This is a genomic window from Martinezella sp. CNPSo 3732 (assembly GCF_057784515.1).
In genome coordinates, this window is the sequence record NZ_JBXSOO010000017.1 from 102,603 (window position 1) to 116,200 (window position 13,598).

Genomic DNA, 13,598 nt, shown 5'->3' on the forward strand with positions numbered 1-13,598 from the left:
GGTACTTGCCATGGCAACGTTGCACACCCGTTCCACCGCACGCGTCATGATGGCGCCTTCGGTTCTGCTCCTCTTTGCGTGGATGATCGTCCCGCTCGTGATGACGATCTATTTCTCGACGCTGAACTACAATCTTCTGAACCCCGGCACGCATGATTTCCTCGGGTTTCTCAACTACGAATATTTCATCACCGATCCTGCCTTTCTGAGCTCGCTGATCGTGACGCTGCTGCTCGTCGGCGGTGCGTTGCTGATCACCGTCATCGGCGGCATTGCGCTCGCGCTCCTTCTTGATCAGCCGATCTTCGGCCAGGGTATCGTGCGCATGCTGGTGCTTGCGCCCTTCTTCGTGATGCCGACGGTCGCAGCCCTCATCTGGAAGCATATGTTCATGAACCCGGTGAACGGGCTCCTGGCACATCTCTTCCGGTTCTTCGGGCTTGATCCGCTGACCTGGCTGGAGACGGTTCCGCTGCTGTCGATCATCATCATCATCGCGTGGCAGTGGCTGCCCTTCGCGACACTTATCCTGCTGACGGCCCTGCAGTCGCTGGACGAGGAGCAGAAGGAAGCTGCCGAGATGGATGGCGCCGGACCGATTTCGAAATTCATCTACATCATCCTGCCGCATCTCGCCCGCGCCATCACCGTCGTCATCCTGATCGAGACGATCTTCATGCTGTCGGCTTTCGCCGAGATCCTCGTCACCACCAACGGCGGACCGGGCACGGCGACGACGAATCTGACTTATCTCGTCTATTCGCAGATCGTTCTGTCGCAGGACGTCGGCGGCGCATCTGCGGGCGGCATCATCGCCGTCATCCTCGCCAATATCGTCGCGATCTTCCTGATGCGCGCAGTCGGCAAGAATCTGGAGGCTTGAGATGGCACGCAAAGTCACCACACAACGCAAGATCGTCGTATCGATCGCCGCCTGGATCGTGGCAATTCTCATCTTCTTCCCGATCCTGTGGACGATCCTGACAAGCTTCAAGACGGAAGGCGATGCCATCGCCTCGCCGCCGCAGTTCCTCTTCTTCCACTGGACGCTGGAGAACTATTTCGAGGTGCAGTCGCGCTCGGACTACTTCCTCCACTTCGGCAACTCGGTCATCATCGCCTTCGGTTCGACCATTCTCGGCCTGCTCGTCGCAGTACCCGCCGCCTGGGCCATGGCGTTCTCGCCGACCAAGCGGACCAAGGACGTCCTGATGTGGATGCTGTCGACGAAGATGATGCCGCCGGTCGGCGCCTTCATCCCGATCTACCTGCTGTTCCAGAGCTTCGGCCTCCTGAACAACCAGTTCGCCAGCCGGGTGGGCATGGTCGTCGTGCTGATGCTCATCAACCTGCCGATCATCGTCTGGATGCTCTACACCTACTTCAAGGAAATTCCCGGCGAAATCCTCGAGGCGGCCCGCATGGACGGTGCGACGCTTGCCAAGGAGATCATCTACGTGCTGACGCCGATGGCGATCCCGGGCCTTGCCTCGACGATGCTGCTCAACATCATCCTCGCCTGGAACGAGGCCTTCTGGACGCTCAACCTCTCCGCGGTCGACGCGGCGCCGCTGAGCACCTTCATCGCCTCCTATTCCAGCCCGGAGGGTCTGTTCTATGCCAAGCTTTCGGCGGCATCGACCATGGCGATCGCTCCGATCCTGATCCTCGGCTGGTTCAGCCAGAAGCAACTCGTTCGCGGCCTGACCTTCGGCGCGGTTAAGTAAGGAAGAGAAACATGGGTAGCATTGTTCTCAAACAAGTCTCCAAGGTTTTCGGTGAAGCCAAGGTCATCCCTTCCATCGACCTCGAGATCGACAACGGCGAGTTCGTCGTCTTCGTCGGCCCCTCCGGTTGCGGCAAGTCCACGCTGCTGCGCCTGATCGCCGGCCTCGAAGACGTCTCCGGCGGACAGATCATGATCGACGGCAAGGACGGCACCAATCTGAAGCCCTCCGACCGCGGCCTTGCCATGGTGTTTCAGTCCTACGCGCTCTATCCGCATATGAGCGTGCGCAAGAACATCGCCTTTCCGCTGAAGATGGCGAACATGCCGCAGGCGGAAATCGACAAGAAGGTTGCGGATGCCGCACGGGTCCTCAACCTGACTGATTATCTGGAGCGCAAGCCGCGCCAGCTTTCCGGCGGTCAGCGCCAGCGCGTCGCCATCGGCCGCGCCATCGTGCGCCAGCCGGCAGCCTTCCTGTTCGACGAGCCCTTGTCGAACCTCGATGCAGCGTTGCGCGTCAACATGCGCCTTGAGATCAGCGAGCTGCATCAGCAGCTGAAGACGACGATGGTCTATGTGACGCATGATCAGGTCGAGGCCATGACCATGGCCGACAAGATCGTCGTACTCAACCGCGGCAATATCGAGCAGGTGGGCTCGCCGTTGGAGCTCTATCGCAGCCCGCGCAACCTCTTCGTCGCCGGCTTCATCGGCTCGCCGAAGATGAATTTCGTCAAGGGCGCCTATGCCCAGAGCCTCGGCGGCGACACGATCGGCGTCAGGCCGGAACACGTGCTGCTGTCGACCACGTCGGGCGACTGGCAGGGCAAGGTGCTCGTGGCCGAACATCTCGGTTCCGACACTTTCCTGCACATCGACGTTGAAGGGATCGGCACGGTAACTGCGCGGGGCTCGGGCGATTTCCCGGCCCGGGCCGGCGATACCGTCTACCTGACACCGGACAAGGCGCATATTCACCGGTTTAACGCCGAAGGGCTGGCGATCTCAGCTTAAAAGCCAAGGCCGTGTGCGCTTGAGCGGGCACGGCCGACGCATCTGCTCCGGTTCGCATCCATCGATCTGCGTGGACCGGCCAAGCATAGCACCGGCGCGGGTTTCCCAGCCACCCGGAGCCAAAGACCTTTCAGAAGGACCAGAGACATGACGTGCAAATTATCGCTCGCAACTCTCCAGCAGGCGACGGCAAAGGCAGCCATACCTGCTTATGACCGGAAGTCGCTTTCGGCTGGTATCGTGCATTTCGGTGTCGGCAATTTCCATCGTGCCCATCAGGCAATCTATCTCGACGACCTTTTCAATACCGGCGAGGCCCATGACTGGGCGATCATCGGCGCTGGCGTGTTGCCGTCGGATGCGGCCATGCGCGAGAAGCTGGCCGCCCAGGACTTCCTGACGACCGTCGTCGAGCAGGACAATAATCGCACGGCCGCGCGTGTCACCGCGCCCATGATCGACATCCTGCCGGTCGGCGACGCCAAGGCGATCATTGCCAAGCTCGCTGACCCGACAATCCGCATCGTCTCGATGACGATTACCGAAGGTGGCTACTTCATCGATGCCTCGGGCAAATTCAATCCCGCCCATCCGGCAATCGTGGCCGATGGGCAGAAGCCGGATGCGCCGAAGACGGTGTTCGGCCTGATCGTCGCCGGTCTGAAAGCGCGTCGCGCTGCCGGCCTGCCGCCCTTCACCGTCATGTCCTGCGACAATATTCCCCATAATGGTGGCGTCACCAAAGCCGCTGTCGTCGGCACGGCAAAGCTGTCCGATCCGGCCTTTGCCGACTGGATCGCCGCGAACGTCGCCTTCCCGAACGGCATGGTCGATCGCATCACGCCGGCAACGGGTGCGCGCGAGATCGACCTGCTGAAAGAAGTTTTCGACATCGAAGACAACTGGCCCGTCTATTGCGAAGAGTTCAAGCAATGGGTGCTGGAGGACAACTTCCCCGCAGGCCGCCCGCCGCTGGAAAAGGTCGGCGTGACTTTCGTGCCCGACGTGACGCCCTATGAGCACATGAAGATTCGCATCCTCAACGGCGGCCATGCGGCGATCGCCTATCCGGCGGCTCTGATGGACATTCACTTCGTGCATGAGGCCATGGAAGAGCCGTTGATCCGAGCCTTCCTCGCCAAGCTCGAGAATGACGAGATCATCCCCGTCATCCCGCCGGTGCCGAACACGGTGCTTGCGGATTACTTCAAGCTGATCGAGCACCGCTTCTCCAATCCGAAGATCGCCGATACTATCCCGCGCCTGGCGCAGGACGGCTCCAACCGCCAGCCGAAGTTCATCCTGCCATCGACAGCCGATCGTCTCCGCCGCGGCGAGGATATTGTCGGCCTTGCCCTCGTTTCGGCGCTGTGGTGCCGTTACTTCGCCGGCAAAAGCGACAGCGGCAAGGATATCGTCTTCAACGATGCCAGCGCCGATCGGCTGCATGAAGCCGCGCTCAAGGCGAAGGACGATCCGAATGCCTTCCTGGTCTTCGACGACATCTTCGGCGATGTCGCCAAGTCGGATCTTTTCCGCAAGCGCTTCGCGCATGCACTGAAAACGCTGTGGGAAAAGGGTACCCGCGTCACCCTGCAGCTATACTTGGACAACAAACTCGCGGAATAATTTCGAGCGGCCGGACCTCTCCTGTTCCGGCCGTGTTCCATTGGCGCGCCGGCATTTCCGGCGGCAGGATAGCAACAGAATTCGGGTTGGATCTGTGATGACGGGTGCGGGAACAGGGCTCGTAATCTTCGATTGCGATGGCGTGCTTGTAGATAGCGAGCCGCTGTCGGTCGGCGTGCTCATCCAGGCGATGCACGATGTCGGTGTCGAGATGAGCGAGGAGGATGTCTATAGCCGCTTCCTCGGCAAGAGCCTGGCGACGCTCGTCGACACGATGCAGACGGAATTCGATGTCTTCATCGATCAGGCATTTCTCGATCGCATCCGCAACGATCTCTACGAGCGTTTCAAGCATGAGCTGAAGCCGATCGACGGTATTGGCGCGACGCTGGATGCGCTTTCGCTGCCGCGCTGCGTCGCCTCGTCTAGCCAGCTGGAGCGCATCCGCCTCTCGCTCGGCGTGACCGGGCTTTTGGACAGGCTGGAGCCGAATATTTTCAGCGCCAGCATGGTCAAGCGCGGCAAGCCCGCGCCGGATCTCTTCCTTTATGCGGCCGAAAAGATGGGTGTCCCGCCGAAGGATTGCATCGTCGTGGAAGATAGCCCGGCGGGCATCACGGCAGCGCGTGCGGCCGGCATGACGGTCTTTGCCTTCACCGGTGGTTCGCATGCCCATTCGCCGAGTTACCGGGCGGAGCTGGAGCAGCTTTCGCCGGAAGTCGTGTTTGACGCGATGCCGGAATTGATACAACTTGTCCGCAACAAGAGATAAGTGGGCGGGACCTCTTTTGCATGCGTGATCACGTGGTTGCGGTCGATATCGGCACAGGCAGCGCACGCGCTGGTGTCTTCACCGCGAGCGGCTCACTGCTGGGAAAAAGCGAACATCCGATCCTGATGAACCGCCCGCGTGAAAACCACGCCGAGCATGATTCCGAAGATATATGGGCCGCCGTCTGCACCGCCGTTCGCGGAGCCGTGAAGGCATCCGGCGCCGATGCGTCCGCTATCGGCGCGATCGGCTTCGATGCGACCTGTTCGCTGGTCGTGCGTGACCGCGATGGCGGGCAACTCACCGTTTCCACCGGTGGCGAGAAGAGATTCGATACCATCGTCTGGCTCGATCATCGGGCGCTGGCCGAGGCTGATTACTGCACGGCCACGCGGCATGCGGTTCTCGAATATTCGGGCGAGTTCATGTCGCCGGAAATGGAAATGCCGAAGCTGATGTGGCTGAAGGAGAACCTTCCGGAAAGCTGGGCACAGGCCGGCTACTTTTTCGACCTTGCTGATTTCATGACATGGAAGGCGACCGGTTCGCTTGCGCGGTCGCGCTCGACGCTGGTGGCGAAATGGAATTACCTTGCGCATCGTGAGCCGGGCTGGCAGGCCGATTTTCTCAATGTGATCGGCCTTGGCGATCTGCGCGAACGCGGCAGCCTGCCAGACGAGAGCGTTCCCGTCGGCCGGTCCATCGGCACGCTGACGGCTGAGGCGGCGCAAGCGCTAGGTCTCGACCGTGAATGCCATGTCGGTGCGGGCATGATCGACGCCTATGCGGGCGCGCTCGGCGCACTTGCAGCCCATGCGGGCGATGCCGCCACGTTGGAGCATCAGCTGGCGCTGATTGCAGGAACATCGAGCTGCGTGGTTTCCTTTGCGCGGGAGCGCAAGCGCAGCACGGGCATGTGGGGCCCATATTACGAGGCCGTCTTCCCCGGGATGTGGCTTGCCGAAGCGGGGCAGTCGGCGACGGGCGCATTGCTTGACCATATCGTCAGCATGCATGCGGCCGGCGGGCCGCCGACGGCGGCATTGCACGATCGTATCGTTCGGCGGATTGCTCAGCTCAGGCTTGCGGAGGGTGATTCCCTTGGCGGGCGTATCCATGTGTTGCCCGATTTTCACGGCAATCGATCGCCGCTCGCCGATCCGCATGCATTGGGCGTCATCAGCGGCATGACGCTGGATGCCTCCTTCGATGGTCTCTGCCGGCTATATTGGCGCACCAGTGTCGGCATTGCGCTCGGCATTCGCCATATCCTGGAGCGGATGCGGGATTATGGCTACGTGCCCGACACACTGCATGTCGCCGGCGGCCATGTGAAGAATTCGGTGCTGATGGAACTCTACTCCGACGTGACCGGCTGCAAGGTCGTGATCCCCAAGATGAACGAGACGGTCCTGCTCGGCACGGCAATCGCCGCCTCGGTCTCCTGCGGTCTCCATGAAAGCCTGGGTGCTGCCGGCGCAGCCATGTACCCGGGCGGTCACGAGCGGCTGCCGAATGCCGAAAAGAAAGAGCTCTACGATCGCGACTACCGGCGCTTCCTCGCCATGTATCGCCATCGCGCGGAACTGGACGCCATGGAATAGGCGGCCTACCGGAGCGGCGCCTGGGCAAATATACCTTGAAGTTCTTCGATGCGGCGCGTCCTCATTTCCGCCGTTTCACCCGCGGCGTGAGCGACTGAAATCGCCAGATATTCCAGCAGCGCCATTATGGCTGAAAGGTTTTCGCGGCTATTGGCGCGTTGCGGCGGTAGGGACAGCGTGATGTTTGCGAATTCATGCGCCCATTCCGTGAATTGACCAGTTACCAGCAATACCTTGCAGCCCGCGCGACGAGCCGAGCGCGCCAGAAGACGCGAGGTGACGAAGCCCAGGGAGTCGATGACAACGAGAAGCGAATCGTCGGACGGCTCGCCGAACAGCTCGATATAGCTGCCATTGGCGCCATCGAGGAAAAGGACCTGATCACGGGCAAAGGTCAGGCGGTCGCGGAAATAGCGGCCGATCCCCGCGAGACTGGGGTGGGAGGTGATGAAGACATTGCTGGAGGACAGAATTGTCGCAACCGCGTCGTGCCATTGCGGCTGGCCGGCGAGGTTGTAGATATGCTGCAGCATCTCGACCTGTTCGGCAATTTGGGTTGCAAGCGGATGGCCTTCGCTTGCGTCCTTCTGAAGCTGTTCGAGGATATTGGGCAATTGCGACGAGAGGCTGGGCGCATTTTCCTTGAGGTGTACCTTTATCCCATCCAGACCGTGATAGCCGAGCGACCGCAGAAACCGTCCTACCGTCATCGGGCTCAGTTCCAGCCTGTCGGCAACGGAGGAAGCCGTCTCGAACGGTAGTTCATTCAGATGCTCGGAGAAATACTTCGCAATTCTTCGTTCGGCCGGAGTACCGATCTTTATATATTGTCTAAGTTTCTGACTCAGGTCTTCCAAGTTTTGCGCCTCTTTGGTGGTCTTTTCGATGTTCTATCGCGCCAATTTCTATGTCAATTGGCCATTCAATTTCGATCGGGTCGCCGATCTTGTTGCGGTTGTTGTTCTTAATGTGGCGTACAGGATATATTAGTGCAAACTGTATTACAATAATTCAAATTTTTAATTGGTACATTCATATATTTGCACGCGATATTGATATCGATGCAACCGCTTCTTAAGTGTCCAACTGCCACCAAAAGAGGTAGACCGAATGATTGGCCTTGCTGCCCGCCTCTCCCTAGAAAATCTGTTTGCGCCGGAGACGCGCAAAGTTTTCTGGAAGGTTCTGGGCCTCACATTGCTGGCGCTTCTTGTGCTCTGGTTCGTCCTGCGAGGCGCCTTCAATTCTTTCGTATTGCCTTGGCTGCAGGGCTTCATGCCGTCCGCTTCGGATTGGACGGGTTGGCTTACGCTCTTCCTTGCCATCTTCGCCGGCATCGCATTGGCATTGGTGATGGCGCTGCTGATTTCGCCGGTCACGGCCCTGATTGCCGGGCTCTTTCTCGATGATGTCGCTGAAGTTGTAGAAAAGCGCGACTACCCAGGCGATGCGCCCGGAACGGCGATGCCGATCGCCGCGGCGATGAAAAGCTCCGTGCGGTTTCTCGGCGTCGTCATCGTCGGCAATATCGTGGCGCTGTTGCTGCTGTTCATTCCGGGCGTCAACCTGATCGCCTTTTTTCTGGTGAACGGCTATCTGCTCGGACGCGAGTTCTTCGAATTCGCCGCCATGCGCTTCCGCTCACCGGACGAGGCGCGGCAATTCCGCGTCAAGCACGCCTTCACGGTCTTTCTGGCCGGCCTGGTCATCGCGGCCTTTCTGGCAATTCCGCTTCTCAATCTGCTGACGCCGCTCTTTGCCGCCGGCATGATGGTGCATCTGCACAAGCTGATTTCGCACAAGGAAGCGAACCCGCGCCTTCGATAGGTTCAGCCTGCCGCTTCAGCCCCGATGATCTGCGCCGGAAGTTCGACCAGGGGAGCGGGGATGTCCCAGGTCTTTTCCGGCGAGCGACAGAGGTCCGCGATCACGCAGCGTTCGCATTCCGGCTTGCGCGCCTTGCAGACATAGCGGCCATGCAGGATCAGCCAATGGTGGGCATGGTAGAGATACTGATCGGGGATGATCTGCATCAGTCGCTGCTCGACTTCGTCGGGCGTCTTGCCGGGGGCGAGCAGCAGCCGGTTGGCGATGCGGAAGATGTGCGTGTCGACGGCCATCGTGGCCTGGCCGAAGGCCATGGAAAGCACGACATTCGCGGTCTTGCGGCCGACGCCGGGGAGCGTTATCAACTCCTCGCGCGTCCGCGGCACTTCGCCGCCGAAATCGGTGATCAACTTTTCCGAAAGTGCTACGACATTCTTCGCCTTGTTGCGGTAAAGGCCGATCGTCTTGATATATTCGCGGATGCGCTCCTCGCCGAGATCGAGCATCTTCTGCGGGGTATCGGCGACGGCGAAGAGCGCGCGCGTCGCCTTGTTGACACCGGCATCCGTCGCCTGTGCCGACAGTGCCACCGCAACGACGAGCGTGAAGGGATTGACGTGTTCCAGCTCACCCTTCGGCTCCGGCCGCTGAATGGAGAAGCGCCGGAAAATCTCTTCCAGGTCCGCCTTGGAATAGAGGCTCTTGGCGGCCGGCTTGCGGCCTGCGGTCGCATTTGACTTTTTCGCGGTTTGGGCGCTGGATTTGATCTTTGGATTTGCCATAAACGACCTATACTCAAGTCCTATGACGGAACGCAACGCCGATACGGCTGCAGACGGCAACAGGCCGGTTTTCGCCGCCGAATTGTTTCCCCATCGCTCGCTGCCGCGAAAGGGGTTCAAGATCATGCTGGCCTTGGCCGGCATCTTTTGCCTCTTCTACAGTATCCTCTTCGTCACGCGTGGCGCCTGGCCGATCGGCATCTTCTTCGGCGCCGATTTCTTCCTGCTCTACGGCGCCTTCTGGCTGAATTATCGCTCCGGACGCGTGCGTGAAGAGGTGACGGTATCGCGCACCAACGTTTCCATCCGCAAGTTTTCGCCGACGGGGCGGATGGTGGAACATGATTTCAATCCGTTCTGGACGCGGTTCCTCGTTCGCCGCCACCGCGAGATCGGCGTCGTCTCCATGCATGTGCGCGACAGACGCCACGATACCGATGTCGGCTCCTTTCTCAATCCGGAGGATCGCGAGAGCTTTGCCAAGGCTTTCAAGCGGGCATTGGCGACGGTGACGCAGCGGATATGAGCCGCTTGCCCAAATCGGCGATATCACATTTTTGCAGAGAGACCATATGCGCAAGAAACGGGTGGTTTTAGCCCTCTTGCCGTGGTTTTCTCCTTTCCAAGGAGAAAGATCATGAATGCGATTGCACAGCTGAAGAAAGACATCACCCCGGAAGGTCAGGATTACGACACCGTGCGGGAGGTCATCGAGCTCATCACGGAGGAATATCGCGACCAGCCTTCGCTGGAGATGCTTGCCGATCGGCTTGGCCAATCGCCGACCCAATTGCAGAAGACGTTTACGCGCTGGGCCGGTCTGTCGCCCAAGGCGTTTCTGCAGGCCGTCACGCTTGATCATGCGAAGCGGCTCCTGCGCAAGGAGGATCTGCCGCTGCTGGAGACCTCCTTCGAGGTCGGCCTGTCCGGTCCGAGCCGGCTGCACGATCTTTTCGTCACGCATGAGGCGATGTCGCCGGGCGAATGGAAGGCGAGGGGCAATGGTCTGGTGATGCGCTATGCGTTTCACATCTCGCCCTTCGGGCTCGCCTTGATCATGGTCACGGATCGCGGCCTTGCCGGTCTCGCCTTCAGCGATTCCGGCAATGAGAAAGCTTGCCTCGCCGACATGACCTGCCGCTGGCCGAATGCCGAGTTCATCGAGGACCCGCATGCCACGGCGCCTTACGCGGCGCGTATCTTCGAGCGATCCAAGTGGTCGAGCGATCAGCCGCTGCGGGTGGTTCTGATCGGCTCGGATTTCCAGCTTCGCGTATGGGAAAGCCTGTTGAAGATCCCGATGGGCCGCGCCGTGACCTATTCCGACATCGCCAGGGATATCGGCCAGCCGACGGCCATGCGGGCCGTAGGTGCGGCTGTCGGACGTAACCCGATCTCCTTCGTCGTGCCCTGCCATCGTGCGCTGGGCAAGAATGGGCAGCTGACGGGCTATCACTGGGGGCTGACGCGAAAGCGGGCGATGCTGGGATGGGAAGCGGGGGATGCTTGAGGGGGGGTTCGAAAGTTTTGAGATCGCTGAGGCTCTGATACCCCCCTCTGTCGCTTTCGCGACATCTCCCCCACAAGGGGGGAGATCGTTGGGAGTTTGGGGATCGCCCTAATGAATGTTTAGCTGCTGCAACTTCAGCAGACTCGATGTTTGCTTTGAAGTGAGAGGTTGCCGCGCATTACCAATCTCCCCCCTTGTGGGGGAGATGTCACGAAGTGACAGAGGGGGGTCGCACTTTCGACGCGCTCGGAGCTGCCGGCCGAAGCGCCCTCAAGCTGCCTTAGCCATCGCCATCTGCAGTAGCGCCTTGGCGGCACTTTCATCCGTGATCAAAGTATTGCAGCCGATGCGCTTGATGGTGGCGCTGATCGCCTGCGCGCGGTGGGCGCCGCCGGAGGAGATCACGATGTGCTTTGCCTTTTTCAGCGTATCGAGATCGACTGACATGACGCGCTTGTTGATCGGGTGATCGACAGAATTTCCGTCGGCATCGAGGAAGTTGAACATGGTGTCGCAGACGCAGCCCATGTCGATCAGCTCCTCCAGTTCCCGCTTCGAGATGAAGCCTTCCGACAGTGATGTCGATTGTGGGCCGATATCGCCGCAGCTGACGATGGCGAGATCGAGGTTTTCCGCCAGCCGATAGATGGCCTCGAGGCCGCATTTCTCGATGAGATTGCGCTTGGTCTCGACGGAGTCGACGAGCAGCGGTGCCAGGAACATGTAGCATTCCGCGCCGAGCTGGCTTGCCAGACGCCAGGTATAATCGATCGGGTTTGTCTGATGGACGGCGACGATGCCGCCGAGCAGGGAGACCACCTTGCAATTGTCGCGGCGAGTCGGACGGAAGCTCGCGAGCGAAGCCGTCATCGTCCGGCCCCAGCCGACGCCGATCGTATAATTGTCGGGGATGGCTTCGGTTAGGAACTGGCCAAGCGCCAGGCCGACGCTCTTTGCCTGGGCGTTCACATCGCCGCCGGCGGGCTCGGGAACGACGATCGCCTCGTCGAGACCATATGTGCGCTCGAGTTTGATCGCCAGCTCCACGCAGTCGTCAATGCCTTCGGTGATCCAGATCTGCACTTCGGCGCGGCGCATGGCCTCGTCCAGCAGGCGGATGACCGTGGTGCGGCTGATGCCGAGCTGTTCGGCAACATCTTTCTGCGTCAGGCCCTGATTGTAATAGAGCCAGGCGGCGCGAAGCCTCAGGGAGGAGGTCTCCGAATAGGCGGTATGCGTTCCGCGTCTCAGTTTGGCCACAGGTCCTCCGGCGAGATTGTCGCATGCGTCGTTTAACGTCATGATCCGCCTGAGATGCGAAAGGATTTTGGCAGATGACTGGAGCAGGCGAGATCAGCTCTTCCGCTGCCGATATTCTATGACATGAAACTTATGTCAATCGAATTGCACAAATGTCCTTGACTTTTCCGTGCGAGATTGCTGATAGTCAGCGCTGAGGAATTCGGTCTTGTCCAGTCGAGGAGGACAATGTGCGAGTGCTGCTGAGAGCAGGTGCCAGGCCGGACAGGGAGCCATATAGGGCGCCCGATACCGGCGGAAAGCTTGTTTTTGGAAGGTTGTCTCCTCATCGCTCGGCCGTTCACCGGAAATGGAACTTTCGCTGTTTTTATCCCGTTACCGAAACATAGGAGAAGGAAGGCTGCACTCCCCCTGACGCCTTCGGTCCCGTCCGGCGAAAGACCGGATCCGCCGCCTGACATCTCCCATCCAAATGGGCCTCATTCAACAAGGATACCTGTTATGACTTCCAAGCTTGATCAACTCCGCGCCATGACGACGGTCGTGGCCGATACCGGCGATATCGAGGCAGTCGCTCGCCTGAAGCCGGTGGATTGCACCACCAACCCGACCATCGTCTTGAAGGCGCTCGGCACGCCGATGTTCGCCGATGCGATCAAGGAAGCCGTTGCCTGGGGTAAGAAGCAGGGCGGTGCGTCCGAAGCCGTCGTTGCCGCCGTTGCCGACCGCCTGGCGATCTCTGTCGGCGCGGCGCTCTCCGGTCTCGTTCCCGGCCGTGTCTCGACCGAAGTCGATGCCGACCTCTCCTTCAACACTGAAGCTTCGCTGGCCAAGGCCCGCGCCATCATCGCGGCCTACAAGGAGCGCGGCATCGAGCGTGACCGTATCCTGATCAAGCTCGCCTCCACTTGGGAAGGCATCCGCGCCGCTGAAGTGCTGCAGAAGGAAGGCATCGACTGCAACCTGACGCTGCTCTTCAGCAAGGCCCAGGCCATTGCCTGCGCCGATGCCAAAGCCTTCCTGATCTCGCCCTTCGTCGGCCGCATCCTCGACTGGTACAAGAAGTCGACCGGCAAGGACTACACTGCGGAAGAAGATCCGGGCGTCATCTCGGTGCGCGACATCTACCATTACTACAAGGCCAACGACATCAAGACGATCGTCATGGGCGCCTCCTTCCGCAACACCGGCGAAATCGAAGCGCTGGCCGGATGCGACCGCCTGACGATTAGCCCGAACCTGCTCGACGAGCTTTCCAAGGACGAAGGCAAGCTGGAGCGCAAGCTCTCGCCGGAGCCGAAGGGTTCCGTCGAAAAGATCGCCGTCGACGAAAAGACCTTCCGCTGGATGATGAACGAAGACGCAATGGCAACCGAGAAGCTCTCCGAAGGCATCCGCGCCTTCGCCAAGGATCTCGGCACGCTGCGCGCCATGGTCAGCAAGGAGCTGCAGCTCGCGGCTGCTTGAAGGT

Annotated in this window: 13 protein-coding genes; 10 read left to right on the forward strand and 3 right to left on the reverse strand. The window is 60.1% G+C overall.

The annotated features are described in order from the left end of the window. The first annotated feature begins 10 nt into the window (after positions 1–10). The 6 genes from AC13RM_RS23740 to AC13RM_RS23765 all read left to right on the forward strand — a co-directional run bounded on the left by AC13RM_RS23740 (position 11) and on the right by AC13RM_RS23765 (position 6,748). Positions 11–883, forward strand: coding sequence for a carbohydrate ABC transporter permease (locus tag AC13RM_RS23740; protein ID WP_113230870.1), 873 nt, complete (start codon positions 11–13; stop codon positions 881–883). A 1-nt stretch (position 884) separates the two neighbouring features. Further along, the gene (locus AC13RM_RS23745) at positions 885–1,727 is read left to right on the forward strand and encodes a carbohydrate ABC transporter permease (protein WP_075851745.1); all 843 of its coding nucleotides are present in this window, start codon (positions 885–887) and stop codon (positions 1,725–1,727) included. A gap of 11 nt (positions 1,728–1,738) precedes the next feature. Continuing rightward, complete coding sequence (locus AC13RM_RS23750; protein ID WP_374816519.1) at positions 1,739–2,743, forward strand: ABC transporter ATP-binding protein; 1,005 nt, start codon at positions 1,739–1,741, stop codon at positions 2,741–2,743. A gap of 147 nt (positions 2,744–2,890) precedes the next feature. After that, positions 2,891–4,372 carry a mannitol dehydrogenase family protein gene (locus AC13RM_RS23755; RefSeq protein WP_374816518.1) on the forward strand — a complete coding sequence of 494 codons (1,482 nt, stop codon included), beginning with the start codon at positions 2,891–2,893 and terminating at the stop codon, positions 4,370–4,372. Between the two features lie 97 nt (positions 4,373–4,469). Then, on the forward strand, positions 4,470–5,144 hold the full coding sequence (locus AC13RM_RS23760) for an HAD family hydrolase (RefSeq protein ID WP_113230866.1): 675 nt from the start codon (positions 4,470–4,472) through the stop codon (positions 5,142–5,144). A 20-nt stretch (positions 5,145–5,164) separates the two neighbouring features. Then, positions 5,165–6,748: an FGGY-family carbohydrate kinase gene (locus tag AC13RM_RS23765; protein ID WP_285176030.1), complete on the forward strand. Its 1,584-nt coding sequence runs from the start codon at positions 5,165–5,167 to the stop codon at positions 6,746–6,748. A gap of 5 nt (positions 6,749–6,753) precedes the next feature. Here the strand turns inward: AC13RM_RS23765 and AC13RM_RS23770 are convergent, their stop codons facing one another. After that, complete coding sequence (locus AC13RM_RS23770; protein WP_113230864.1) at positions 6,754–7,605, reverse strand: MurR/RpiR family transcriptional regulator; 852 nt, start codon at positions 7,603–7,605, stop codon at positions 6,754–6,756. Between the two features lie 253 nt (positions 7,606–7,858). Between AC13RM_RS23770 and AC13RM_RS23775 the strand changes: the two genes are divergently transcribed. Beyond that, the gene (locus AC13RM_RS23775) at positions 7,859–8,575 is read left to right on the forward strand and encodes a sulfate transporter family protein (RefSeq protein ID WP_285176033.1); all 717 of its coding nucleotides are present in this window, start codon (positions 7,859–7,861) and stop codon (positions 8,573–8,575) included. 2 nt (positions 8,576–8,577) lie between these two features. Here AC13RM_RS23775 and nth read toward each other — a convergent pair whose 3' ends face one another. Continuing rightward, on the reverse strand, positions 8,578–9,357 hold the full coding sequence (gene nth, locus AC13RM_RS23780) for an endonuclease III (protein WP_208409419.1): 780 nt from the start codon (positions 9,355–9,357) through the stop codon (positions 8,578–8,580). 22 nt (positions 9,358–9,379) lie between these two features. Between nth and AC13RM_RS23785 the strand changes: the two genes are divergently transcribed. After that, positions 9,380–9,883, forward strand: a complete 504-nt coding sequence (locus AC13RM_RS23785; RefSeq protein ID WP_285176036.1) for a DUF2244 domain-containing protein — start codon at positions 9,380–9,382, stop codon at positions 9,881–9,883. A gap of 111 nt (positions 9,884–9,994) precedes the next feature. Further along, positions 9,995–10,867, forward strand: coding sequence for a methylated-DNA--[protein]-cysteine S-methyltransferase (locus AC13RM_RS23790; RefSeq protein ID WP_285176037.1), 873 nt, complete (start codon positions 9,995–9,997; stop codon positions 10,865–10,867). 270 nt (positions 10,868–11,137) lie between these two features. Here AC13RM_RS23790 and AC13RM_RS23795 read toward each other — a convergent pair whose 3' ends face one another. Beyond that, complete coding sequence (locus AC13RM_RS23795; RefSeq protein ID WP_113230860.1) at positions 11,138–12,127, reverse strand: sugar-binding transcriptional regulator; 990 nt, start codon at positions 12,125–12,127, stop codon at positions 11,138–11,140. A 501-nt stretch (positions 12,128–12,628) separates the two neighbouring features. Here AC13RM_RS23795 and tal point away from each other — a divergent pair. Continuing rightward, the gene (gene tal, locus AC13RM_RS23800; protein ID WP_069615972.1) at positions 12,629–13,594 is read left to right on the forward strand and encodes a transaldolase; all 966 of its coding nucleotides are present in this window, start codon (positions 12,629–12,631) and stop codon (positions 13,592–13,594) included. Positions 13,595–13,598: the final 4 nt, after the last annotated feature.